Source organism: Thalassobacillus sp. C254 (assembly GCF_001310615.1).
The window spans coordinates 54354-79013 of the sequence record NZ_BAXQ01000004.1 but is presented as its reverse complement, the minus strand read 5'-3'; the positions used below and the strand labels follow the sequence as shown (position 1 = coordinate 79013).

Genomic DNA, 24660 nt, shown 5'->3' with positions numbered 1-24660 from the left:
TCCTCCTTCTTTGCATTCTATTTCTTTTTACCCAAAGGAGAAGAATGCAAAACTTTCAGGAAGATTCCTATTCCGCCCAGGAGACATCAACGTTATAAATCATTTCTTCCTCCTCGATTTCAAGAGCTTCTTCTTGGACGGGGCGTGGTGGTAATGAGGGAGTTGTATCATTAATATCGGAGAAGGCTCCCCGGATAATAATCTCTGCTGGCAGACCACCTTCTTCAGATGGTGTGGTAAAATGGAGGTCAATAGAAAGACCGGAAACTTTAAATGTTTCCTTATGAAAGGTAAGAATATAAGTTAAAGAATCAAGTGTAACATTAAGAGGGCTATCCGTCAGACTGACCCCGGCCTGGTCTCCCATAAGGCGGTAAATATGGGTATTTAATTCTTCAATACTTACCCCTATATCTTTAAAAGAGATGAAAATTTTTTCATCCTTTTCCGTGATGGAAGCTCGTCTGAAGGCTTGAAAAGGAAATTGCAAATGCTCATCCATGCTGTTTTCTGCCTCAACAAAAGCAAGAGCCTGCTCTGCAACTGGCGGCGGTACTCTCCGCCATGTATTTTCATTAGAATGAAACAGGTAATAGCCGCCTTCGTTTATATAAAACTCCGAATACATCTCTTCACCAGTTCCCTGATGAATCATAGTTTCATAGCTTTTGTGCAAGGAAAAAGGCTGGAACTTCACTTCAGATTGTAAAAATACTTCTTTTAAGAATTCTTCTTTATCAGCTCTCATCCTATTTTCCCTAATATTCATTTCCATTGTATAACTTGTCATGGTATTTAAGCTGTTCTCCATGTTATTTATCATTTTATGAGACGTCGTTTCACTTTCCCCTTCTCTATCTCCCCGGCCGTTTCGTCTATGGATGGAATGCTCCTTGTTGATGCTTCCTCTTCAGCATTCACACAACCGGTTACATAAAATATGGAAAACAAGAGAAGCTTAGCCACATCCTCCTCTGCATAAAAACGCCCCTTTTCCACTTCTTTCTCTACTTATTCCCATTAATGATGTCATCATATCATTAATTGTTAGAGTATTGAAAAATTTATGAGGGCTGTTCAGTATAATCTCTTTCCTGCTTCAAGCAGTTCTGCCCCTACTGGCCAAGTATCATGGCATTTTGCATTTGTCTTAAACGTGCCTGTGCTCTCTCTAATTCCACCCGCTGCTGAGGTGTAGTGCTTCTCAAAAGGTGAGAAAGTTCATCCTCAACTTCATTAATTCTTTGTTGTAACAGACTGTATTCCTCCTGGTCGTAATACTCCAGCTTTTGACCTTCCTCCCATTCGCTGCGTGCCATAGCAATTGTTTCCTCCACTTTACTAAGCATTGCATCCATTTGTTTATAAATAGCCATCATTTTTCCTCCTTGCATAATATGTTTCATTATTATCCCGGAAAAAATAATCACCTATACAAAGAGAGGGAAGGGAAAGAATGGATGTGCTTTTTTACTTCACTTTATAAACAAATCCATCATAAGCAACAGAAATATTGGAAAATTCTCTGGCAGCTTCTTCTCTCAGGATTTCAAGTTCCTTCTCATACCTGGGGCTTATATGTGTGAGGATGAGATGCTTGGCCTTGCCGTCCCTGGCAATGATTGCAGCTTCTTTAGCAGTGCTGTGCCCAAACTGTCCGGCATGGTCTTTTAGATTTTCAGAAAATGTACCTTCATGTATAAGTACTTCAGCGTTTTCAGCTAACGTTCTGCTACCCTTGGATGGTTTGGTATCCCCTGCTATACTGATCACCCTCCCTGGCCGATCAGGTTCCAAAGCATCCTTCCAGCGAACCACTGTTCCATCTTCCGTGACAACGTCCTTTTTTTCCTGAAGCTGTTTATAAAGAGGGCCTGGCGGCAAACCCTTTTTCACTAAATATTCCTTTCGAACACGTCCTCTCCTTGCCGGCTCTGTGAAACGGTAGCCAAAAGAAAGGACAGTGTGGTCCAGCTTAACTACCTCTACAGCCCCCCTATCTGTTTCAATCTTTTCACCAGCTCTCACTTCATTTACAAACAGAGGATAGTTCAGGTACGTACCCGAGGCCTCCAGGGAGATGGTTATAAATCGCTTTATTCCTGGCGGCCCATAAAGAGTGAGAGGGGTTGTTCCTCCCATAAAAGAACGGCTTCCTAAAAATCCAGGAAGACCATAGATATGATCCCCGTGCATATGTGTAATAAATATTGCTTCAAACATTGGGGGCCTTAATGTAGAATCAAGCAGTCGGTGCTGTGTTGCTTCCCCACAGTCAAACAGCCAGGCCCCTTTTTGCCCCGAAAGAAATCGAAGCGCCGTTGCGCTCCCATTTCGTTGTTTGGAAGGGACACCTGCTCCAGTACCTAAAAAATGTATTTCCATGTATGGTCCTCCCTTGTTCATTCGATAATAACAGGAAAAAGAGATGGGACAAAATTTGTACGAACATCGTAAAGACGAAGATAACTATATGAATATCGCCCTTGTGACTGGGCAAAAGCGAAGGGGGACGAAAACATGCTTCTTCCTGGCTATCGAAAGAAAGAAACCCGAACCACTGTTAATAAATGGTCCGGGTTTTCTTGGAGTGATATCGTTTTGTTCCAGCCTCAGCAAATCATGTAGCTAACGCATCGGCAAATGCTTTTGCGTAGGGAGGAAGATCAGGGGGGCGGCGGCTGGATACAATATGACCGTCCACCACTACTGCCTCATTTACCCACGTTGACCCAGCGTTTGTCATGTCATCTTTGATTCCAGGCGTGCTTGTTACCTTTACACCCTCCAAAATACCAGCTGAAATTAAAACCCAGCCGGCATGACAAATTTGTCCGATTGGCTTCTTCTCTTGATCCATATGCTTCACAATCGACAACACTTCATCGTAACGGCGTAATTTATCAGGTGCCCATCCTCCTGGCACCAGCACTCCGTCATAGTCGTTTGGGTCTATACTGGAAAACGCCTCTTCAGCCGTTGCAGGCACTCCATATTTCCCGGTGTATACCTTGCCCTTTTCTTTCCCTGCAAGGACTACCTTAGCACCCTCTTCCTGAACACGCATCAGGGGATACCAAAGCTCAAGATCTTCAAATTCTTCATCTACCAATGCTATAACTTTCTTACCTTCTAATCTCATAATGGCCTCCTTTAGATGATCTTTATCTATTCTACCATCAGCTCAATTTTGAAAAAAGAAGGGAACTACGAAGGGGGATGAAAAGTAATAAATGTTTTTATTTGTTCTCTTTTTTCCAGGCAGCTGCAAGGCCCGTTTTTTACAATCTTGTTTAGACACTCTCCAGCTTCTCAATGTAAAAGAAAGCCTTTGAGCAAGGGGAAAAGGTGTTATCTCAATATCTTGAGTACTTCTCCAGACGGCGTGCATCTTTTTTTTACCTAAATAGTCAAAACGCTGTCTAAACCCATTTTTAAACCATGGATACTCTTTTTCTTTGCTTACTCCAGGTTGATTTAAGCAGGAATATAGTGAAATATCATCACAAAATTGGAGAATGTTTAAATGTTCTGTTTCAAAACCAGTCCGGGCTCCCCGTCCTCTTAGTTTATCTTGTCTTTTTTGCTCCTGCTCATAAAACTCTTTACCCATTTTTGTTTCATTGCTCGTAAAAAAAGAAGCGTAATGAAGGCTCCCTAATAAGGCGGCATAAGGATTAATTCTTTCAATCTCATCCACCCCATTAGCGTAAGCATTTATTTTCTCATTCATTGGATAATCAGTAAAAGAAAAAGGCCTTTGTTTCGCTTCATTCCACAACGGTTGTTTATCAAGGGGATCCATGCTCTGTCATGCTCTTTTACAGCGAGAATGACGGCTTCCCACAAACTGGTCTTCACGGCAGGATCTCCCCAAAATGCGCACACTGCACCAGACAACCTGGCATGTTCATGCTGCTCAATTAACTCAAAGCTGTCACTCCATTCTCTAATAATCACTTCAACTCCCCCTTTGTTTCATCTTTTTCTAGTCGTTTTATATAATAAATTCTTGATAAAACAGAGATAGTCCTTTTTTATTACGAAGCAGGATAATGAAAAACACAAATCCTGCTTATCAGCTCTTTCCCCTGTAATTTTTTCATCACTATTATCGGTATTCTTACGGCAAGTGAAATTTTAAATTAATCGACAGTTCAACCATTACTATATAAAAAGAGGATGCCGTCAACATGAGGCATCCTCTCCATTACACTAGAAAAGTAAATAATCGTTCATCTTTGTTAATTTCGTCGTATTGAAAGCCTTTTTTCTGCATTCTCTCAATAAGCTGCTGATAATCTTTACTGCATTTTAACTCAACGCCTACTAAAGCCGGTCCGCTTGTTTTATTGTTCTTTTTTGTATACTCAAATCTGGTAATATCATCAGTCGGTCCAAGGACTTCATCTAAAAATTCACGCAAGGCACCTGCGCTGGGGGAAGTTGACTATAAAATAATGCTGGAGCCCCTCATAAACAAGAGATCTTTCTCTCATTTCCTCCATCCTGCCAATATCATTATTCCCGCCGCTTACAATACAAACTACGGTCTTTCCTTTAATTTCATCCTTGTAAAAATCCAGGCTGAAATCGGCATGGCCCCTGCCGGCTCTGCCACTATGGCATTTTGGTTATACAGTTCAAGAATCGTACTGCAAATTTTCCCTTCCGGAACAAGCTTAATATCATCTAAGACATTTTTACAAATATCATAAGTAATCTCACCCACACGTTTGACAGCTGCGCCATCAACAAACTTTTCAATCTCTTCCAGCTCCACAACTTCTCCGCTGGCCAAAGACTCTTTCATTCCAGGAGCGCCGGCTGGCTCTGTTCCAATTATTTTGGTAGAAGGAGAAATGGATTTAATATAGGTGCCTACGCCGGAAACAAGGCCGCCGCCTCCAATGGAACTGAACAGATAATCTATTTTTTCTTCTATATCATTCATAATTTCCATTCCGACTGTGCCCTGACCGGCAATAATTTTTTCGTGATTAAAGGGATGGATAAACTCCATATTGTGTTCTTCCCTGTATTCCATCGCCTGGGCAAATGCATCATCAAATGTATCACCTGTCAGAATAACTTCCACAAATTCCTTGCCGAATAATTTCACTTGGTCAATCTTTTGACGGGGCGTTGTATTAGGCATAAATATCTTGCCTTTTACTTTTAAAGCTTTGCAAGAATAGGCAACTCCTTGAGCATGATTGCCAGCACTTGCACATACGACTCCGTTTTCAAGACTTTCCTTAGAGAGACTATGCATAAGGTGATATGCTCCCCGGATTTTAAAAGACCGGACGACTTGCAGATCTTCCCGCTTTAAATACACATTCGCGTCATATCTTTCAGAGAGAACCTGGTTTTTTTGAAGAGGAGTATGAGTAACTACATCCTTAAGAGTTTGATTAGCTATGATTATGTCTTCGATATGAATCCTGCTCATGCTTTTTTTCCTTTCATTTGTCAGGGTTTGCGCTGTTGTCATTCGAATCATCCTTTTTACGTCTTTACCAGGCTATTATGTCCCTTTTTTCCTGTCATTTGCTTTGTCCTGCAGGCTTCATATAAAACCTGCCGCTCTTCTTTATTAAAGAAGAGCAGCGTTTATACAGACAAGCTGCCTATTTATCCTTACTAATTATAACATCATTTTACTATGGTTAGAGATAATCTCAAGCCATTTCAAGCAACTTGTCCCTTATCGTGGACGAAAAGATGAATCAAAACGTTTTCATCTTTTACTTTCTGCCATATAGGATGGCAAGGAGGCGTTCTATCCTCTTAAAATTCTTCTTGGAATAAGGAAAGTAATTAAAAGAACGTTTTCCCTTTCCTTTTTCAGTCATTATAGCCTGGGTATACGTGAAAGCTTCAACTCCTTCTCTGCCGTGGTACCTTGCCGCTCCGCTTTCTTTCACCCCCCCAAAAGGGGCATTCATATTGGCAATATTCTTAATGACATCATTTACATAGACGCTTCCTGTATTCAGCCGTTCAGCCAGCTGTTTCCCTTTCTCTGTATTATTTGTGAAAATGCTTGCATTTAATCCAAAGCGGGAGTCATTTGCCAGCTGAATCGCATCTTCTTCCCTGTCATATGGTGTGACGGTTACAACAGGTCCAAACGTCTCTTCCTGCATAATTTCCATCCCTTGATTTACATTTGTTAAAATTGTCGGTGGAAAAAAGGATACTCAGCTTGTTTCCACGTCTCGCCCGTCACACAGACTGCACCATGAAAGATAGCATTCTCCACCTGCTTTTTTACATTTTCAAAGCCGTCTCTTGTTGTCATCCCGCCCATATCAGAATGAAAATCAGTTCCCTGGGTTAATGCCAGGGCTTTGCTGCGAAGCTTCTCTACAAAATCTCTATATAATGATTGATGTACATATATGCGCTCAACGCTGACACAAACCTGGCCGCTGTGGAGAAAACTACCATACAATCCTGCTTCAACAGCACGGTTTATGTTAGCATCCTCACAAACAATCATCGGATCTTTGCCTCCAAGTTCAAGATCAACAGGGATCATATAGTCAGCCGCATGTTTCATAATGCTTTGCCGACAGGAACACTGCCTGTAAAAAAATCTTTTCTGGTTTGGCATCGACTAGGGCTATTCCCTGCTCTTTGCCTCCATGGACCACCTCAACTGTTCCAGCTGGAAAGACAGAGGAAAATAGCTCCTCCATCCATTTGTTTAATTTTGGCAGGACTTCAGAAGGCTTTAGCACTACAGTATTTCCAGTAACTAATGCAGTAAGTGCAGGTACCATTGAAAGCTGTAAAGGAAAATTCCACGGAGAAAAGACCGCAATTGTTCCCAATGGCTTTCTCACTACACTGGTCCTCTGCTTCCCATAAATAAACGGTGTTTTTCTCGTTTCCTCTGCCATATATCCTTCGATTTCTTTTTCATAATGAACAATGGCATCTGCTGTCGCTAAAATTTCGGCTGTCAATGTATCCGTCGGTGTTTTATGTGCTTCATTCTGCAAAATGCTGATTACTTCTTTTCTCTTTTTCAACAGTTGCTTTCGCAGCTTTTTCAAATATTCAACTCTCTTTTTCAGTGGCAGTGAAGACCAGGTTTCTTGTGCAAGTTTAGCTTTGTTCATTTTTTCAGTTATTTCTTCCGGTGTGTGCCAGATTGTCATTTTCATCTCCTCTTTCTTCTTTCTTTCTGAAAAAACGCTATTATGTTCAGGACGTCTCCTGGTACAAGCAGGAAACCTGACAGGAAAGCGGTGCTTATTTTACAAGATCCTTGTAAAAGGAAGGAATTGAAAAAAAATAATAGAGCATCTATAATAAGAGTGATATCGTGTGAAGGGGAGTATCTCTTTTTCCAGCATACACGGAAATTCGGTCCGGCATCAAAGGATCGAAACCAAGGATGAGTGGCTTTTATACATACAAAGGAGGATCACAATGGTCAAAAATGTAGTGCATGGTTAATGATGGCGTTTGCGATTTTTGCTCTTTCTCCTCTTGCTGCTTTGGGAGCAGGAGGCGGAAACGGAGAAAATGGCGCTGAAGAAGTAGGAACGTTCATGTATACTTCTTTATCTGTCCTTTCTCTGGTCACTATTGTTTTTGTAATTGTACTTATGTTTACTGATAATAACTAACCTGTAAAGCATTCAGCCTTTGGCTGGATGCTTTTTTCCTAAACGCTGTATTTTAAAATGTTTTGCACCGGTTAGTTTTGGTAAAATACAAGTATGGGGAAATCAAAGCTTCTATCTGCTCGCTCCCAAATCGAGAGATAAGAAAGCAGTTTCCTTTCGCCCGGGAAAAAAGAGGGCAAAATTCTGCAGGAGGGGTTATGATGAACGAACTATTAAAAAAAGGATTTTTCCTAGGACTCGGTGCAGCAGTGACAGGGAAAGAAAAAGTTCAAACATATTTGGATGACCTTGTTTCAAAAGGACAGATCACTCCTAAGGAAGCCGATGAGTGGATGGATGAAATGGTTACGAAAGGAAAATCAACAGAAGCTGAATGGTCCTCTCAAGCTAAAGACCGCATGCAGGATTCCTTTAAAGACATGGGGGTTGCTACTCAAAAAGATATAAATGAACTAAAAGAACAATTAGCAGCAATTGAATTGCAATTAGCACAGCATATCAAAAACAATGATGATGAAAACAACTCAAACTAACCAGCGAGACATTCAGGAGAAAGGAAATGTTGCATGGCACTTTCTAGAGGTCTCAAGCACGCAAACCGCTACCGAAAAATAGTAGCTACTCTGACAAGACACGGGTTTGGCTACATCATCCAGGAGGTTGGGTTATTCCATGTCCTTTCTCTCCCAAAGCGTCTTGCCGCTGATTCAAACAAAAAAGAAACCAGGTCTGTTGGTACCCGAATCCGTCATGTGGTAGAAGAGCTTGGACCAACCTTTATAAAACTTGGCCAAATGATCAGCACAAGAAAGGATATCTTTCCTCCTTCTATTATTCAGGAGCTTGAAAAGCTTCAGGATGACGTACCTCCCTTTCCTTTTGAAAAAGCAAAGAAAATGATTGAAGAGGACATGGATACCTCAATTGATGAGGTCTTTTCAGAGATTTCAGAAAAGCCCCTTGCAGCTGCCTCTATCGGACAGGTACACTGGGCCCGCCTTAAAACAGGAGAAGAAGTGGCCGTTAAAATATCTCGTCCTCATATCAAAGAAATTGTCGAAAAAGATATAGAGATCCTTAGAGATCTAGCCAGACTCCTTCACCAGCGTTTTACATGGCTCAGTTTTACCGCCTCCAGGATGTAATAGAAGAATTTGTTACTGCTATACGAGATGAAGTGGATTATTTTGTAGAAGCCCGTAATACAGATAAAGTCAGGAAAAATATGGAGAAGTTTGAACGGGTAGTGATCCCGGAAATTTATGAAGAGTTTTCCACCAAACGCATACTTACTATGTCTTTTTTTAAAGGGAACAAGATCAGTGAACTTTCGGAATCAAGAAGTGAGGTTAAAAAAAATGCCCTGGCCCGTTCTTTAGCTGACGCTTTTTTGCATCAGGTGTTAATTGACGGCCTTTTCCACAGTGATCCTCACCCAGGAAACATTATATTTTTGGATGAAGACAGAGCTGCTATGCTCGACTTCGGCCAGGTAGGGCGCCTTAATAAAGCAATGCGGTACCAGTTTGTCAGTTACGTTATTGCGATGACCCGCAAGAAACCAGAAGAAGTGGCCGAGACCATTTATGATATGGCTGAAATTCCTGAAGATATTAATCATGATCAATTTGTGGATGATGTGGAATACTTATTGCAGAAATACTATGACCGGCCGTTTAACCAGGTACGGTTCGGTGAAGCAATCAATGACATATTCTCAATGTCTCATAGGTACCAGATCCAAATTTACAAAGAATACACACTTCTTGCCAAAGCGATTATTACACTTGAAAGTCTCCTCGAAAGACTTGATCCTGAGCTGAGCATTGTTGAAGTTGCCGAGCCTTACGGAAAAATGCTTGCTCGTGACCGTTTAAATCCGTTTGCCTGGCTTACGAAAGTGGGACGAGAAGGAAAAAGACAGCAGGACATCCTTACCGATATCCCAAAAGAATTAAGAGATGCATTAAGGCAGATCCACAAAGGAGTAGGTATTGACGTAAAGATACCTACGCTGAATATCTTCTTAAATAAAATGGACAAAATTGTTAACCGGATTTCTTTTAGTATCACACTTCTTGCCTTTAGTATCATCATGGTAGGCCTTATTATTGGTTCCACGTTTGGGGACCAAAACTCTATTCTTGTCCAGCTTCCAGTCATTGAAATCAGTTTTATTGTCTCCTTTTTTATGTTTCTTTTATTGATTTATTCCATTTTTAAATCCGGACGTTTTTAAGAGCTGTCAAAATGAATGTTAACAATGTTTTTTTCACATTTTTTCAAACAACGTGTTTACTATATAAATTGATACGAAGCATCCTTGATGTGGACTCATTCACCTTAAGGGATTAGGGTGGTTCTCGTTTTCAAATTTTCCCATGATTACGAGCAAAGCAGCCAGGGTAAGCCTCGCTCGAGCGATTACAGCGACCGGGCAACATAGACCGCACGCCTCTTATCAGAGGATTTGCGGTCTTCTTTTACTGCAAAGAAGCACTTACCTCGTGTAACAGTCGGGCCATTCCTTCTGAAGACATACATAGGTCTATTTGAATCAGACATTCTTTTACGCAGGCTGGCGGGGTGGATCATTCTTTCATTTCTCCACTGCTTTGGTAAGATAAGCATGAACATTATACAAAGGAGCAGCCTATGACCTGGGACATATTAAATATTATCGGAACGATTGCCTTTGCCTTAAGTGGTGTTATTGTAGCAATGGAAGAAGATTATGATCTACTAGGAGTTTATATCCTGGGGTTTGTTACGGCTTTCGGGGGAGGAGCCGTGCGAAATTTACTGATTGGTGTGCCTGTCTCTGCTTTATGGGAGCAAGGAAACCTTTTTACGATTGCTTTTATTGTTATGACTTTGGCTTTTCTTCTCCCGAATCTCTGGCTTACTCAGTGGGGAAAATGGGGAATATTTTTTGATGCCATTGGCCTTGCTGCATTTGCTGTTCAGGGAGCCATTTACGCTGCAGAGATGAATCACCCGTTGAGTGCTGTCATCGCAGCCGCTGCTCTTACTGGTGCAGGAGGCGGGATGATTCGAGACGTGCTTGCAGGACGCAAGCCTATGGTGCTGCGTCAGGAGATCTATATCGCCTGGGCCATGCTTGCAGGGTTATTGATTGGTACAGGGGCAGTAAACACCATGGCTGGGTATATATCTTTGCTGGTTGTCATCGTGACACTCCGCATGCTGTCAGTCTATTATAAATGGCGTCTGCCTCATCGTTCTTTAAAGAACGGGTAATCAATGCCCTTTCTTAGTGAAGACTTTAGGGACACAATCAAGCGTATTTTAACGAAAATCCCAATGATTGTAATAAAGCAAAGTGAAAAAAGCTCATTCTTCCCTATGTACGACAGGGAAGGATGAGCTCTTATGTTATGATTTATCTGTTTCATAGGGAAGATCGGGATATGAAGACCAATCACTCCAGCTCCCTGCATATAAACGGACATTTTCAAACCCTGCTTCCTTTAAGGCAAGAACATTAGCTGCTGCCGTTACCCCAGAACCGCAGTAGGATATGATTTCATCAGAATGAGACAACCCGGAAAAGTGGCTTTGAAGCTCTTCAGATTCTTTCCATTTCCCCTCTTCTGTTAATACTTTCTTCCAGAAATAATGCCTGGCTCCAGGGATATGACCAGCTACCGGGTCAACCTCATCCCTGATTCCTTTGTATCGTATTTCATCACGACCATCAATTAAAACCTTGTCCTCTTCATGTAATGCTACCTTCACTTCTTCCAAATGAACTAATAGACGAGGTTCTTTATCAGCAAAGAAATATCTTTTCTCTATAGACGGAATTTCCTCGGTTACAGGATATCCTTTTTTCTTCCAACTTGTAAATGTCTGATTAAGGACATAAACATTCGGATGGCCAAGATATAACAGCATCCACCAAAAACGAGCTGCCATAGCACCGCCCTGGTCGTCATATGCTATAACCTTTGTATCCTTATCAATCCCAAGTTCAGAAATAAAATCCGCAAACTCCTCCATGTCAGGCAGAGGATGCCTTCCACCATGGACGGCCGGAGAATCTGATAAATCCTTTTCCAAATCAACATGTACTGCTCCAGGAATGTGGCTTTCATAATATTCTTTTCTTCCCTGCTCAGGCTGTCCCAATTCAAAACGACAATCAACGATTCGAAGGTTTTCATCATGCAAATTTTCATTCAGCCACTCCGTTGTTACTAGATAACTCACTACATGTCCCCCTTCTTCATTTTATTTCTATATTTTAACATGCTTCAGCAGCATGCTTCTATTAAGAAGGGCTTTTAACTCATAAAGGATTCCTTCAAGAACGTAATCCACTGACTGCACCATTTCATGGAATCTTTTTGATTTCGTATCTATTTGAAAAGCAGTCACTGACAAAATAGTGAGGTTCTCATGTGTGTCTGTAACTTGTTTTTTGTATATATATTTTGGCTTCTCTTCCTCTATCCACCTTTCAGATACTTGCCTCCATTTGTCAGCTGCTTCTTTCACGTGGTCGGCAAAGGGCTTCACCTGCCATAAAAATCGGGTGAGTAACCTTCTTTTAAGGTGTTCTGCTCATACTGTTTCAAAGCCTTTTCATTCCACTGCTTTACTTCCTTTGTTAATGAATGTAAAAGAGCGGCGTCTTCTTTTGTCCACATTATCTCTCACCTCTTTTTTTATCATACCAAAGGAAGGTCTCTCCTTAAACTGAAAACAATCCGGCAAGAAACCCTTTTTCTTTTTTTGAAGGACCGTTTTCGTCCTGTGGTTCTATCTCTTTCATTTTTATCTCTATTAGACGCTCTTCTATCTTTCCGATTTTTCTTTCGACTTCTTCAAGCTCCTGCCTGTGCTTTAGTAATTGATAACTTACAACTTCATCTGCTTTTGTTTCTATGATTTCTTCCAGCTGTTCTATTCTCTTTGTCATAATATCCATTTTTTCCAGTACTGAGGCTGAAGCTACTTGAGATAAGTGAGATTCGGTGTCATTTTTCCGGCTGTCATCCCATTCCTTTTTAAGAGCTTCGAATTTAGAAATGGCCTCTTCTCCGTATAAAAATGTCCCCGGTCATTTGTTGAACATTTAATATCATGCTTCTTTACCCACTTATGCACAGTAGCAGGAGCTATTTGCAACAATTCGGCCACCTCTTTAGTCTTCAGCATTCGTTCACTCATCTTGAAACCTCCTCCATTCACTTATAGCTAGGTAATTCTACCTTTCTGCTTGCTCTCCTTTCCACCTTACAAAACTAGTGCTTATTCGAAAAAGAAAGAAGAGATCTGTGCCTTTTCTTGTTTTTTTTCCGCCATTCGCATAACAGCGTGAACCAAGGGGACAGTAAGAAAAAGGAGGGGTTGAATTGAGAAAAAAACCGAGTCAAAACAATGGGAAAGTGAAAGGCAAGGAAGAGAAAAAAGTCGGGTACGGAGATAAGAAGCTTGAGGGCCCGAATCGTCCTGCTGAGTAATCAGAGGAAAAAAGAAGCTTTCACTCTGCGATGAGCGAAAGCTTCTTTGTTATTCATCTGATTTACTATTGAGCCTTTGAGCAACCGTTTCCGGTTGAATAGCAGAAAGAATGACATGGTCGCTGTCAGCCAGAATAATGCTTCGAGTTTTTCTGCCATTTGTCACATCGATGAGCATTTTTCTTTCTCTTGCTTCCTGGATCATTCGTTTGGTCGGAGCTGAATCCGAATTAACAATTGATACGATGCGTCCAGAAGGCATCATGTTGCCAAATCCCAAATTTATAGGCTTATCACTCATCTTATCCCATCTCCTTCTATGTAATAAAATTATTCTAACATATACAGTTCCCCCCTTGTCCACTTAGCCTATAAACGTTCAAGAAAACATCTTCTTTGTAATGAGAAGTTGTGCTATGATAAGTTGATGACATTTGACTGTCCTTTATTTTACACAAAAGGAGGGTGAATTTGTTGGCCTTTCGCTATCCAAACGGGAAACGATTTATTCCTTCTGGAACAAAGCCGTCCAAGTCTCTCACTGGGACATCTCCTCAATTTGGCAACAGAGGGATGACCTTGGAAGAAGATTTAAATGAAACAAATGAATATTATTTACAAACCGGACAGGCTGTCATTCATAAAAAGCCAACACCTGTGCAAATTGTAGGAGTTGATTACCCAAAGAGGAGTGCTGCCACCATTACGGAAGCCTATTTTAAACAGCCGTCCACAACTGACTATAATGGTGTATACTCTGGAAAATACATTGATTTTGAAGCCAAAGAAACCAGGAACAAAACTTCCTTCCCTTTTGGCAATGTCCATGAACACCAGGTAAAGCATATGGAACGGGTCGTAAATCAAGGCGGTATCGCATTTTTAATTTTTCGGTTTTCACCGACACAAGAAGTATATTTATATGATGCTTCCCACTTTATTTATTGGTTTAGAGAACAAAAGGAACGCAAGTCTATTCCTAAAAATGATATCGAAGAAAAAGGACATCTCGTGCCTCAAGGTCTATCTCCTCGTCTAGATTATTTACAGATAATTGACCGTGTCTATTTTTAAATTTGTAACTTATCCTACCTGTTTACGTCTAACAGGATAGGAGAGCTCGGTTCGTTTGAACTGATAGAAAGGAAGATCTAGCAGAATGAGTCAAGAGTATCGTTCAAGAACAGAAAAACGTCAGGCTGAAGAAAAAAATAAACGGGGCAATAAAAAAAAGGCAGAAAATACAACGCTAAAGCAGCCGTTATGGAAAAAAATAGTCATAGCTTTTTCTATTATACTTGCCGTTTTGGTCATCGCAGGCGGAGTTACAGCTGTCGCTATGATCAGAGACGCTCCTGCACTTGACCCTGAACAGCTCGTTTTTTCCCAGGCTGCCCAAATATATGATGACCGCGACGAACTGATTACTCAGCTCCAGGCCACAGAAAATCGTGTCATGGTGGATATAAACGAAGTACCTGACCACGTAAAAAATGCATTTATTGCTGTTGAGGATGTCCGTTTTTACGACCACTTTGGTGTTGATATGCGCCGGATGTTCGGAGCTCTTGCAGCCAACGTATCCTCAGGTTTTGGAGCTGAGGGGGCAAGTACAATCACCCAGCAGGTAGTTAAAAATGCATTTCTGTCCCCTGACAAGCAGATAACGCGAAAAGTACAAGAACAATATCTTGCCGTACGTCTTGAACAGCAGTACAGCAAAGATCAGATTTTAGAAATGTATTTAAATCTTATTTATTTCAACAATGGCGCTTACGGTATTGGTCAAGCTGCCCAGTATTACTTTGATGTCTCTAATGTGGAAGAGCTTGCCATTGAAGACGCCGCTCTTCTTGCTGCGATTCCGCGCCGTCCGAGTTACTACGATCCTACTAACAATCCGGAAGCTGCAGAATCGAGAAGAAACCTTGTTATATCTTTAATGGAAGAACACGGTTTGATCAGCTCTGATGAAGCGGCCGAAGCAAGAGCTGTTACCATTGAAGAACAATTGAATGTATCTGAGCTTGCTGAAACCGAAGGTCAAGTATATGATTCATTCATTTCCCACGTACAAAGTGAAATAGAAAATATTGATGGGATCACTTCTTCTGACTTATATTCAGCAGGGCTTCAAATTTATACCACCCTTGATACCTCTGCTCAAGATTACGCGGAAGATGTCATTCAGACTCGTGATTATATTGATTCTTACCCTGATAATGAGCATTTCCAGGTCGGTTTCACCCTGCTTGATACTCAAACAGGTGAAATTAAAGCAATGGTTGGCAATCATCACGGCGGTGAGGTTGCTCGCGGATGGAACTATGCTACACGTTCAGAGGCCCAGCCTGGTTCTACCATTAAACCAGTGTTGGATTATGGTCCTGCCATTGAAAACCTGCAGTGGTCCACCGGCCATATTATTCCCGATGAACCACACTCCTATTCAGATGGTACGGAGATCAGGAACTACTCAAGAAACTATATGGGCAACATAAGCATGCGAGAAGCTTTGGTACGGTCTTTAAATATTCCAGCTGTAAAAGCTCTGCAGGAAGTTGGACTGGATGAGGCTCAGGAATTTGCCGCCAATTTAGGCATGCCTTTCGAAGAAATTCATGAAGCGTACGCTCTTGGCGGAGTAGCAGAAGGTGTCTCCAGTAAAGAAATGGCTGGTGCATACGCAGCCTTTGGTAACGGCGGAGAGTTTATTGATCCTTTTGCAGTAAGAAAGATCGTCTTCCCTGACGGCAGAGAAATCGATCTTCGTCCGGAAGCCAGCGAAGCTATGAGTGATTATACGGCCTATATGATAACGGATATGCTTAAAGGTGTGCTTGATGAATCGTATGGTACAGCAAGAGACATCAGCCTTCCTAACCTGCCTGTGGCCGGTAAAACAGGAACAACAAACTTTACGGCTGATGAAAGACAGCAATATAATATCCCTTCCGGCGGTGTGCCTGATACGTGGTTTACAGGGTACACGTCCCGCTATACAGCTTCCGTGTGGACAGGATTCAGCGGCGGCCGGGATGCAGGCTATCTAAGTGAAGGACCGGAGCGACGAATCGCTAAACAAATCTTTGAACTTGTTATGAATGAAGTTTCTGATGGTATTGAAACTCCTGACTTTGAACAACCGGAATCAGTTGTAAGAGTAGATGTGGAAAAAGGCACAGGAAAGCTCCCAAGCCCTCAAACTCCCCAGTCTGAAATAACTGAGGAACTGTTTGTCAGAGGGACAGAACCTGACAGCGTCTCACAAGAATTTATTGAAGAAGAGGAAGAAGAGGAGGAAGAAGAGGAGGAGACAGAAACTCTCACATCAGTTTCCGGTTTATCGGCTTCCTACAATCAAGAGAATGACCAAATTATTGTGACCTGGAGTTACGATGGAAGCGGCGCTTCTTTTGAAGTGAGTCATGGTACTGGTGGATCTCTCAATACAGTAGCTACACAAGGAGAAATGCAATATATCCTAAATGCACCTGAAAAAGGCACTACTCACGAATTCCAGGTTATAGCCGTTGAAAACGGGGAACGAAGTGATCCAAACAATGTAAGTGTAACTGTTCCTGATGAAGAGGCTATAGAAGAAGAGGAGCCGGAAGAAGAAGAAACAGATGAGGAGCCTCAAGAAGAGGAACAGCCGGAGGAAGAGCAGCCTCAAGAAGAACAGCCTCAGGAAGAGGAGCAGCCTCAGGAAGAGCAGCCTCAAGAAGAGCAGCCTCAAGAAGAGCAGCCTCAAGATCAGGAGGAAGAAAACGGTGCTCCTGAAGGTGGCGGGAATAACGGCGACAATGGACCTCCAGAAGAAACACCAGCTCCACCTGCTGAAGAAAATAATGGCAACAACAATAATGCAGAAACAACTCCAGAACCACAGCCTGAGCCACAACCTGAGCCGGAACCTGCTCCACCTGCTGAAGAAAACAGTAATGACCAATCGGCAGAAAGTAACGGCGATGAGAACGGCAATGGAGAAGAAGACTAAGATTAAAAAGTGAGACTGGAACTAAACAGTCTTATAAAACAAAAGAGGATCCAATAACTGGATCCTCTTTTTGTTGATGATAATACGGTTTATAGTGTTTTCGGGTTGTGGACGTTCACAAGATTACCCTTCACTGCATACTTCATTTATTTTTCCCCTTACTTTTCCTTTTTCATCAGTTCTCCTTTCAGAAGGAAGATGCTGTGGCAGGCAACCATACCCTTTTATAATAATCATCTAAAAATAGATGTCAGTTTTTCCTTCTCAGCTTCAAGGGCAGGTTTCATGGAAGTATCCATCATCCAAGTAAGTCTTTCTTTTTCCTGATGCAGGCTTTCTTTTAAACGATTTTGTCCATTCTTCTCCCACTGAGCTACCCTATCAATTAATTCTTCTTTTACTTTTGCTTCTACGGTAGCCAGTTTTGAAGCTGCTCCTTCCTTTCCATCCTCAATTAACGATTCTTTGAGGCGTTTAATTTCCTGGTTCTCAAAGAAGTCCTTTTTGGATTTCACGTAAGGAGCATATTTCTCACGGTCCAAGGCTAAATAGGAAGGGTGCTCCAGGGAAATGGACTGCTCATTCCATTCCTTATCACTGACTGATAAAAATGGGAGCTCTTTTCTCCATTGTTTCATCCATTCAGAAATTCCCTCTTCTCCTTCTCTTCTAAGCTTTTGTTCCAATCGGATCAAGGAAGCTTCTATTTCCTGCCTAAGGAATTGTTCTATAAATCCTTCAAATTCATAAATGGCCCCGTCGAGCTGGTTTCTCAGCTCTTTTTTGGTTGAGCCGTTAATGACTGCACTATTAATGACATGAGGAAAATAATCATTCATAACAAACGCAGTTCTCTCTTTTAAATAAGCAAACTGCTGTCTGATTCTCGAAGCACTTCTCCCTTGCCTTTTTGCAGTGAGAAATTTTCCGCCTCTTTCCCCAGCCTTTGTATTGTAGCTGTCTGCCTTGCAAGCTGTCTTTCTTTTTCTTCCTTGTCTCCTGCCATTCCTGAAAGAGTGTCATCTATTTTATTAAGAATTTCTTCAGCTTTTCCTTTAATAGACAATAGATTCAAGTGCTTTAGTTCTTCAATGGTATGCTCACGGAAATGATCTTCAAACACTCCGAATGATGATTGATCCAATACTTCCTTTTTCTGCTTTGCCTCCAGACCCTTTTTACTGGAAAGAGCAAATAAACGTGGCTCTTTTAAACCATTAACCTTCAGCTGTTCTTTCACATGATTCTTTACCCCGTTTAGTTCCTGGGGTGAATTTGCCAAATCAGATGCATTAATTATGAAATACAATTTATCTTGCTCAAAGGTTTCATTAACCTTGCCCATTTGCTGAAGAAAGTACTGGTCAGCCTTTGAGAAAGCATGATTATAATAAGTTAAATAGAAGATAGCATCTGATACTCTCATTTGCTCAAATGCAACGTTCGTATGACGCCCATGAATTGAATTCACGCCAGGAGTGTCTACCAGCTCTACTCCCCGCTTTGTCCATTCACAGTCATAATAGACAATGACTTCTTGAAGCAAACATGCCTTCTCTTCCTTAGCTACCAAATCATGCAGTTCCGGGAGCGGCATCGTCAGTTCTTCGCCCAGTTTCCAAGGTGATTGTTCCAAAGCCCTTTTTAATGTTTTTAAATATTGAATGTTTGTTCGTTTCCACGTTGAGGTGATATTTTTCTCAGATCTGTCCCATGACCTTAAGGTTTTTAACTGAACATCCTCTTCAAGCTCTCTGGCTACTTTTTTATTTCATTATTTAAAAACTCTTCACTTTTGACAAACACTTTCACAGTGCCATGAGAATGCTCTTTATCAGGCTTTCTTACACGGTTCACAGTGGCTGTTGTAGGATGAGGCGAGACTGGAAGAACCGTATCCCCAAGAAGGGCATTACCGAAACTCGATTTCCCCGCACTAAATGCTCCAAATAAAGAAATGACAAAGGTTTGATTCTCATAGCGGGTGAGAAAATTCTCAAGCTGCCTTCTTTCAGAAGATAAAAATGACCTGTCCTATATTCGCTTACATACGTACTAACCGGCTCAACCATCCAGGATAAATCTTCTTGGATGCGGGAGGTGAAGCTCGTTTCCTCTTCTTCCTGGTCAATTACACCTTCATCTGGCATAGTGACTTCAGAAAAAATATTATTAACTGCATCTGGCGCCCCTCGTTGGAGAAGGTCCTTCAGCTTGTTTTCTAACGAGGAGGCCGGATTGTGCCTTCTAAGCCACTCATTGACAGTTTCTATTTCATTTTCAAAACCTTGTTGGACTTCCTCCCATGCTTGTTTTTCATAATCAAGGCTGGCAGATTGTTGTACCAGACCTTCGATTTCTTCCTTTTCCCTTTCATATGCTTTGCTGATTCCCTGCTCATACAGGGAAAAGAGCTCATCTGTTTTCTGCTTGACTGTTCTCACTATGTCAGATGTGATTTGCTTTGTGAACGTATAAACAAACTGACGATCCATCTGCTGTGTTGTCACATAAGGAGCAAACCATTGCTGATCCACTGTAATCTCTAATTCCTCGAGCTGCCTTTCATAATAGGCTTGATCAGGCAAGTACTCCCGGCTTGCATTTGAAAGAAGATTCTTGATGTGAAAAAGAAGCTGAGTATTGATTTTTTCATTCAGCTCTTCTGTGAGAGCCTGCAAGCGCTGGTTTCTTTCTTCTTCTGTTTTCTTTTTACTAAAGAAAAACCCCTACTTTAAATTGAGGATCCTGGCTTTCAAGCCAATTCCTTGCCTTTTCTGTAGTTGAGTACGGAAACAACGTTACATTTTCAAATAAGCTGTTTCTATCGTCATAAAGTTTTTTGATAGCCTGTTTCTTTTCTCCATCCAGAGTCTTCAGGCGATGTTCTCTGGATTCTTGTTTGCGAATAAGTTCAGGATCGATATCATTTTCTTCGAGTCTTGCTTCCCATTCTTCCTTTGCTTCTTCTATTTCCTCTTCAATCCTTGACTTCAACGCTTCTGCAGTTCCTGCTGCAAGCCTTGATAAACTTTCTGAAAGAATCTCCTCGCCCCGGTATAAAAGGGCTTTCATTTCCCTATTAAATACTTCAATTTGGTTTGCCGGGTGATCCAAATCCTTCATGCTTGTGTAATAAATCGAGACAGGATGAATATTCCATCGATCAAGCATTGTCTTAATTGAATTCTCATAAGCATGGAGGCTTAATTCCTTCTCATCATGCTTATCTATTTGATTAATGACCAAAAAGATAGGCTTTTGTTCTGATGTCAGCTGGCGGAGAAAATGCAGATTAGTCTCTGACTGGACATGGTTGTAGTCTGTTACATAGACTATGACATCTGTCGTATATAATTGCTCAGCTGTTACCTGCTGGTGGGTAGGGTCTGTAGAATCTACCCTGGCGTGTCCAATAGGCGGACATTTTCTCCCAGAAAAGATAAAGGAGCTGTAATAGTTATTTGTTTGATTGCCGCTCCGTCCATGCCCCACTTGCGCACATCACCCCATGGAATTTCTCCCTCCCAGCGCTCTGCAGAACTGTCAGGAGTTTCTGCTTCAAGGCCTAAGCCCTTGCTTAATGGTAATAATATTTGCACTGGTAGGGATAGGACTTGTCGGCAGTACTTCTGCCCCAAGGATATGGTTTAATATTGTTGACTTTCCTGCTGAGAAGTGGCCGCAGAACGCGACATCAAATGTCTCATTATTTTGTTTTTCTTTCAGCTGTTCCAGTCTTGCTTGGTTATCCTTACGAAAAGGAAGCTCTTGCTCTAAATGATGGATGAGATCCGTCTTTGTGATCGTCATTTCTTTTATACACCGTCCTTCACGCTTACTATAGCGAATTTTCTAACAAAAGACCAGTCTTTCATGGTATAAAAAACCCTTCCTCTTTGGATGAAACTCTCCTATACAAAAAAAGACAGCTAAGCTGCCTTTTTTCAGTTACTTTTCTTTGTTTTCAGCAAGGATACTTTAAATCGCTTTTCAAGTTCATCAAACATTTCCTTTAGCTGTACAAAAGAAGCATGATGATCTGGCGCTTCGAAAACAAAAGCTAATCTATCTTCTATATTAAAAGGCTTTATATGAAGCCTTTCACTTTCTTTACTAAGAATACTCGGCTTCGCTGATGGTACCGGTTTTTCATTTGCCCACCACAGCGCACTGATCAGATTTGCCAGTTGTTTAACCATGAAGGGCGAAGCTTCTGCCCTTTTTCGTTCTTGATATAATGCTGCTAATTTTCCTTTTTCTTGTTTCCATTCTTGCAGGAGAAAAGAAACGTATTTCTCCACCTCTGTCCATGGCTTAGGATCAACCGGTCTGTATATGGACCTTATTTCAGCATAGAAAGGGTATTTCCGGATGCCTTCTTCAATGGGGACAGACAATGAAATCACCTCAGTCACCGAGCTGGAATAAAAAGGGGCTTCACAATAAGGGTCAGGAACAGGTACATCATTCACGCTGTCCCCTCCTTTTTTTCATCCGTTTCTTTCCTTCCCGGCATAGATCCAGGAGCGGACAAACATCACATTTCGGCGACTGGGCCTTACAATGATACCTTCCAAAAAAGATTAAACGATGATGAGTCACAGACCATTGATCCTGAGGAATTTTTTTCATCAGTGTCTCTTCCACCTGAGTCACATTATCTTTCCACCTGCAGATTCCTAGCCGTTTAGAAACCCGTTCAACGTGGGTATCCACTGCAATTGCAGGGAAGTCAAATGCTACAGAGGATACAACGTTTGCTGTTTTTCTTCCGACACCTGCTAGCTTCATTAATTCATCCCTTGATTCGGGAACTTCGCCATTATACTCTTCAACAAGCGATCGGCTCAGCTTTTTGATGTTTTTGGCTTTGTTTCGATAAAGCCCAATGGAACGGATATCCTGTTCAAGCTCTTCCTGTTCCACAGCCAAGTAATCTTCTGGTTCTTTATATTTAGCAAATAATGAAGGAGTAACCTTGTTTACAAGAGCATCCGTGCATTGAGCAGAAAGAACGACGGCTATTAATAATTCAAAAGGATTCGTATGGGTAAGTTCACATTCTGCTTCAGGAAACATTTCTCCGATGGTTTGCAGAATCTCTTCCACCTGTTTTTTGTCAGCATTTCCATTTACTCCTTTCTGCAGATTGCACCACCCATTCTTTAGGAATCAAGCCAGTTAAAACCGGGATAATGGGGGGTTTTCTCACGCTCCTGAACTGGTCGTCGATTTGTTTGGTACTTGCGGAATTTTTCCCCGTGCTTCCTTGCTTCCTCCGCTGTTTTCACTCCGTTTTTTTGCCATTCGAACAAAATACGGTCTATGTAACGTAAATTAAGTTTTCCAGAGATCACCGCTTCTCGGAGGGCGGCATGAATAATTTCTTTTTCATATTGATCCTGCTCAAGCCACATGGCTATCGTTTCGCATTCCATTGGTGAAAGGGGCCTGCTGAATTCATGCTCAAACAGCTCATACAGCTCTCTTTCAGCCGTCTCCTTCTCTTCCTGGCATCCTTCTTCAGTTTCCTGTGCAAACATAGTAAGAAGCTGATTATAGAGCGGGTCAAGAGAATACGTTTCAAACATTACCTGATTTTCGTCCTCTTGTTCTTCGATATGGAGAAATCCCCGCTTTATTAACCCACGAAGATGGCCGGCACATGCTTTTGCTTCAAGTGTCATTTTCGCAGCCAAGTCATCTGGAGTAGGAAACGCATGGCCCTCTTCCATATAACGATGGACATGGATAAGCACCATCATTTCTTCCTCTTTTAGGCCGAGCGCTGCGTAATAATCTAAGAACAGCTTTGGTATCGAGATGTGGCCTGCTTTAAGCCATCCGATCAATTGTTTTCTTTCCATCCTTTTCCCTCCCCTGCCATGGATCGTTCCAGATCCTGCTTTTATATCAAAGAAACACCATTATTTTTAGCTCTGTACAATGGGTCCTGGACCAGTACTCTTCAAGAAGTCTTCTCACGCGCGTTTTCTCGTAAATTACTTAATAAGAAACAACATAGGTCTTTAACAGAGCTGATTTAAAATAAAATCCCCCGCATAACGGGGGTAAGGTTCTGGTATTTATCCGATGATCATCTAAGCATCAGGTCATTGAGAGATCATTTTACCATTGATTATTGAAATAAAGTAGTCTTGATTTTTTTCCTTTTATGGATATAACCGATTTAAGAGACGTGGAAATGGAATGGTTTCCCGGACATGTTCCGTCCCTGAAATCCATGCAACTGTTCTTTCTAATCCAAGGCCAAATCCAGAATGAGGAACCGTGCCGTATTTCCGTAAATCTAAATACCATCCATACGCTTCTTCAGAAAGATTATGTTCGTTATAGCGATCTTTCAGCAGCTCCAAATCATCAATTCTCTGGCTTCCGCCGATGATTTCACCATAGCCCTCAGGCGCTATAAGATCGGCACAAAGTACAACATCTTCCCGGCCAGGATCAGGTTTCATGTAAAAAGCTTTGATATCTTTTGGATAATGAGTAATAAACACTGGTTTATCAAATTTTTCAGCAATGATTGTTTCATGAGGGGCACCAAAATCTTCTCCCATTCAACCTCTTGGCCTTCTTTTTTCAAGATATCAATTGCCTCATCATACGTAATCCGTGGAAAAGGAGCACTAATTTGTTCCAGCTTGGATGTGTCACGCTCAAGAGCCTTGAGCTCCTGCCTGCAATTTTTAAGTACAGCCTGAACCACATAACTTACATATTGCTCCTGAATTTCCAGACTTTCTTCATGTTCGACAAAAGCCATTTCTGGTTCAATCATCCAAAACTCGATTAAATGGCGACGGGTTTTGGACTTTTCTGCCCTGAAGGTCGGTCCAAACGAAAACACGCGGTTAAATGCCATGGCAGCCGCTTCCATGTACAGCTGTCCTGATTGAGACAAGAAGGCATCTTCATCGAAATACTTGGTGTGAAATAAATTAGTCGTTCCTTCTGCTGAATTTCCTGTCAATATCGGAGGATCAACCTTGATAAAACCTTCCTTATCAAAGAATTCATATGTTGCCTGGATAATTTCATGTCTGATCCGGAGTGTGGCATGCTGTTTTTTTGAACGAATCCACAAATGACGATTGTCCATTAAAAATTCCGTGCCATGCTCTTTTGGAGTAATAGGGTAATCTTCTGCTTGCTGGATCACTTCAATTCCGGTAACTGTCAATTCATATCCGGAAGGAGCACGGTCATCCTCTTGAATGACACCTTTTATATATAATGAACTTTCTTGTGTGATCTCCTTTGCTTTTTTAAACAACTCCTCGCCAACTTCATTTTTGACAACGACTCCTTGAATAAATCCTGTCCCATCGCGAAGCTGTAAAAAGGCAATTTTTCCGCTGGAGCGTTTATTTGCAAGCCAGCACCCAATCGTTACTTCATTACCTACGTGACTGCCTGCTTTTTTAATGGTCGTTTTCACGTTTTTGTCCCTCCTGTCGGTTCTCGGTTCACTTATCCACAAGCCTCATTATACATGGGC

31 protein-coding genes and 2 pseudogenes are annotated in these 24660 nt (G+C 41.6%); 7 read left to right on the top strand and 26 right to left on the bottom strand.

Translation table 11 applies throughout. The features are described from left to right. Window positions 1–67: 67 nt before the first annotated feature. The 11 genes and pseudogenes from JCM19033_RS06460 to JCM19033_RS06410 form a co-directional block, all read right to left on the bottom strand. The gene (locus JCM19033_RS06460; RefSeq protein ID WP_054635707.1) at window positions 68–823 is read right to left on the bottom strand and encodes a DUF6612 family protein; all 756 of its coding nucleotides are present in this window, start codon (window positions 821–823) and stop codon (window positions 68–70) included. Then, window positions 820–999 carry a hypothetical protein gene (locus JCM19033_RS06455; protein WP_054635706.1) on the bottom strand — a complete coding sequence of 60 codons (180 nt, stop codon included), beginning with the start codon at window positions 997–999 and terminating at the stop codon, window positions 820–822. Before JCM19033_RS06455 ends, JCM19033_RS06460 begins: the two co-directional genes overlap by 4 nt. A 116-nt stretch (window positions 1000–1115) precedes the next feature. Next, the gene (locus JCM19033_RS06450; protein WP_198153426.1) at window positions 1116–1379 is read right to left on the bottom strand and encodes a DUF2524 family protein; all 264 of its coding nucleotides are present in this window, start codon (window positions 1377–1379) and stop codon (window positions 1116–1118) included. 91 nt (window positions 1380–1470) lie between these two features. Further along, the gene (rnz, locus tag JCM19033_RS06445; RefSeq protein WP_054635704.1) at window positions 1471–2385 is read right to left on the bottom strand and encodes a ribonuclease Z; all 915 of its coding nucleotides are present in this window, start codon (window positions 2383–2385) and stop codon (window positions 1471–1473) included. Window positions 2386–2620: 235 nt separating this feature from the next. Then, complete coding sequence (locus JCM19033_RS06440; protein ID WP_054635703.1) at window positions 2621–3142, bottom strand: type 1 glutamine amidotransferase domain-containing protein; 522 nt, start codon at window positions 3140–3142, stop codon at window positions 2621–2623. Window positions 3143–3184: 42 nt separating this feature from the next. After that, window positions 3185–3960 (bottom strand): annotated as a pseudogene (locus JCM19033_RS06435) (DUF3891 family protein). Between the two features lie 250 nt (window positions 3961–4210). Beyond that, the gene (locus JCM19033_RS25150; RefSeq protein WP_269758004.1) at window positions 4211–4426 is read right to left on the bottom strand and encodes a hypothetical protein; all 216 of its coding nucleotides are present in this window, start codon (window positions 4424–4426) and stop codon (window positions 4211–4213) included. Between the two features lie 120 nt (window positions 4427–4546). After that, complete coding sequence (ilvA, locus tag JCM19033_RS06425) at window positions 4547–5497, bottom strand: threonine ammonia-lyase IlvA (RefSeq protein WP_269758003.1); 951 nt, start codon at window positions 5495–5497, stop codon at window positions 4547–4549. Between the two features lie 253 nt (window positions 5498–5750). Then, on the bottom strand, window positions 5751–6161 hold the full coding sequence (locus JCM19033_RS06420) for an aldehyde dehydrogenase family protein (RefSeq protein WP_083465297.1): 411 nt from the start codon (window positions 6159–6161) through the stop codon (window positions 5751–5753). A gap of 17 nt (window positions 6162–6178) precedes the next feature. Further along, complete coding sequence (locus JCM19033_RS06415; protein ID WP_054635699.1) at window positions 6179–6568, bottom strand: aldehyde dehydrogenase family protein; 390 nt, start codon at window positions 6566–6568, stop codon at window positions 6179–6181. Continuing rightward, on the bottom strand, window positions 6552–7172 hold the full coding sequence (locus JCM19033_RS06410) for an aldehyde dehydrogenase family protein (protein WP_054635698.1): 621 nt from the start codon (window positions 7170–7172) through the stop codon (window positions 6552–6554). The genes JCM19033_RS06415 and JCM19033_RS06410 overlap by 17 nt, the downstream gene beginning before the upstream one ends. Window positions 7173–7472: 300 nt before the next feature. Here JCM19033_RS06410 and JCM19033_RS23220 point away from each other — a divergent pair, with 300 nt between their 5' ends. From JCM19033_RS23220 to JCM19033_RS06390, 5 genes are all read left to right on the top strand, one after another. Beyond that, entirely contained in the window at window positions 7473–7646 is a 174-nt protein-coding gene (locus JCM19033_RS23220; RefSeq protein WP_198153424.1) for a hypothetical protein, read from the top strand. A 197-nt stretch (window positions 7647–7843) separates the two neighbouring features. Next, window positions 7844–8179 carry a phasin family protein gene (locus tag JCM19033_RS06405; RefSeq protein ID WP_157049763.1) on the top strand — a complete coding sequence of 112 codons (336 nt, stop codon included), beginning with the start codon at window positions 7844–7846 and terminating at the stop codon, window positions 8177–8179. A gap of 33 nt (window positions 8180–8212) precedes the next feature. Next, window positions 8213–8791: an AarF/ABC1/UbiB kinase family protein gene (locus tag JCM19033_RS06400; protein ID WP_054635696.1), complete on the top strand. Its 579-nt coding sequence runs from the start codon at window positions 8213–8215 to the stop codon at window positions 8789–8791. Continuing rightward, a complete protein-coding gene (locus JCM19033_RS06395) occupies window positions 8761–9885 on the top strand; it encodes an AarF/ABC1/UbiB kinase family protein (protein WP_054635695.1) in 1125 nt (374 codons plus the stop codon). The genes JCM19033_RS06400 and JCM19033_RS06395 overlap by 31 nt, the downstream gene beginning before the upstream one ends. A 416-nt stretch (window positions 9886–10301) precedes the next feature. Then, window positions 10302–10907, top strand: a complete 606-nt coding sequence (locus tag JCM19033_RS06390; protein WP_054635694.1) for a trimeric intracellular cation channel family protein — start codon at window positions 10302–10304, stop codon at window positions 10905–10907. 135 nt (window positions 10908–11042) lie between these two features. Here JCM19033_RS06390 and JCM19033_RS06385 read toward each other — a convergent pair whose 3' ends face one another. From JCM19033_RS06385 to JCM19033_RS06365, 6 genes are all read right to left on the bottom strand, one after another. Further along, window positions 11043–11879: a sulfurtransferase gene (locus tag JCM19033_RS06385; protein WP_054635693.1), complete on the bottom strand. Its 837-nt coding sequence runs from the start codon at window positions 11877–11879 to the stop codon at window positions 11043–11045. A gap of 27 nt (window positions 11880–11906) precedes the next feature. Further along, window positions 11907–12188, bottom strand: a complete 282-nt coding sequence (locus JCM19033_RS06380) for a DUF1798 family protein (protein WP_054635692.1) — start codon at window positions 12186–12188, stop codon at window positions 11907–11909. After that, window positions 12185–12319 (bottom strand): hypothetical protein, encoded by a 135-nt coding sequence (locus tag JCM19033_RS25145; RefSeq protein ID WP_269758002.1) that lies wholly within the window; start codon window positions 12317–12319, stop codon window positions 12185–12187. The genes JCM19033_RS06380 and JCM19033_RS25145 overlap by 4 nt, the downstream gene beginning before the upstream one ends. Window positions 12320–12363: 44 nt before the next feature. Further along, window positions 12364–12591, bottom strand: coding sequence for a hypothetical protein (locus JCM19033_RS06375; protein WP_157049762.1), 228 nt, complete (start codon window positions 12589–12591; stop codon window positions 12364–12366). A 32-nt stretch (window positions 12592–12623) separates the two neighbouring features. Further along, complete coding sequence (locus JCM19033_RS06370) at window positions 12624–12842, bottom strand: helix-turn-helix domain-containing protein (RefSeq protein ID WP_054635690.1); 219 nt, start codon at window positions 12840–12842, stop codon at window positions 12624–12626. Between the two features lie 342 nt (window positions 12843–13184). Beyond that, window positions 13185–13436: a DUF370 domain-containing protein gene (locus JCM19033_RS06365; protein ID WP_054635689.1), complete on the bottom strand. Its 252-nt coding sequence runs from the start codon at window positions 13434–13436 to the stop codon at window positions 13185–13187. Window positions 13437–13609: 173 nt separating this feature from the next. Between JCM19033_RS06365 and recU the strand changes: the two genes are divergently transcribed. Continuing rightward, the gene (recU, locus tag JCM19033_RS06360; protein WP_054635688.1) at window positions 13610–14209 is read left to right on the top strand and encodes a Holliday junction resolvase RecU; all 600 of its coding nucleotides are present in this window, start codon (window positions 13610–13612) and stop codon (window positions 14207–14209) included. An 85-nt stretch (window positions 14210–14294) separates the two neighbouring features. Continuing rightward, entirely contained in the window at window positions 14295–17135 is a 2841-nt protein-coding gene (locus JCM19033_RS06355; RefSeq protein ID WP_083465294.1) for a transglycosylase domain-containing protein, read from the top strand. A 233-nt stretch (window positions 17136–17368) separates the two neighbouring features. Here JCM19033_RS06355 and JCM19033_RS06350 read toward each other — a convergent pair whose 3' ends face one another. The 9 genes and pseudogenes from JCM19033_RS06350 to asnS form a co-directional block, all read right to left on the bottom strand. Continuing rightward, entirely contained in the window at window positions 17369–17974 is a 606-nt protein-coding gene (locus tag JCM19033_RS06350; protein WP_054635687.1) for a hypothetical protein, read from the bottom strand. 20 nt (window positions 17975–17994) lie between these two features. Then, on the bottom strand, window positions 17995–18771 hold the full coding sequence (locus JCM19033_RS06345; protein ID WP_157049761.1) for a dynamin family protein: 777 nt from the start codon (window positions 18769–18771) through the stop codon (window positions 17995–17997). A 122-nt stretch (window positions 18772–18893) separates the two neighbouring features. Then, window positions 18894–19094 carry a dynamin family protein gene (locus JCM19033_RS27995; RefSeq protein ID WP_083465293.1) on the bottom strand — a complete coding sequence of 67 codons (201 nt, stop codon included), beginning with the start codon at window positions 19092–19094 and terminating at the stop codon, window positions 18894–18896. 756 nt (window positions 19095–19850) lie between these two features. Next, window positions 19851–20630, bottom strand: coding sequence for a dynamin family protein (locus JCM19033_RS06335; RefSeq protein ID WP_054635684.1), 780 nt, complete (start codon window positions 20628–20630; stop codon window positions 19851–19853). Between the two features lie 66 nt (window positions 20631–20696). Beyond that, window positions 20697–20948 carry a dynamin family protein gene (locus JCM19033_RS06330; protein WP_054635683.1) on the bottom strand — a complete coding sequence of 84 codons (252 nt, stop codon included), beginning with the start codon at window positions 20946–20948 and terminating at the stop codon, window positions 20697–20699. A 134-nt stretch (window positions 20949–21082) separates the two neighbouring features. Continuing rightward, window positions 21083–21610 (bottom strand): YpoC family protein, encoded by a 528-nt coding sequence (locus tag JCM19033_RS06325; protein WP_054635682.1) that lies wholly within the window; start codon window positions 21608–21610, stop codon window positions 21083–21085. After that, a complete protein-coding gene (nth, locus tag JCM19033_RS06320; protein ID WP_269758001.1) occupies window positions 21603–22247 on the bottom strand; it encodes an endonuclease III in 645 nt (214 codons plus the stop codon). The genes JCM19033_RS06325 and nth overlap by 8 nt, the downstream gene beginning before the upstream one ends. A gap of 56 nt (window positions 22248–22303) precedes the next feature. Further along, complete coding sequence (locus JCM19033_RS06315; RefSeq protein WP_054635681.1) at window positions 22304–23005, bottom strand: DnaD domain-containing protein; 702 nt, start codon at window positions 23003–23005, stop codon at window positions 22304–22306. A 306-nt stretch (window positions 23006–23311) separates the two neighbouring features. Continuing rightward, window positions 23312–24600 (bottom strand): annotated as a pseudogene (asnS, locus tag JCM19033_RS06310) (asparagine--tRNA ligase). Window positions 24601–24660: the final 60 nt, after the last annotated feature.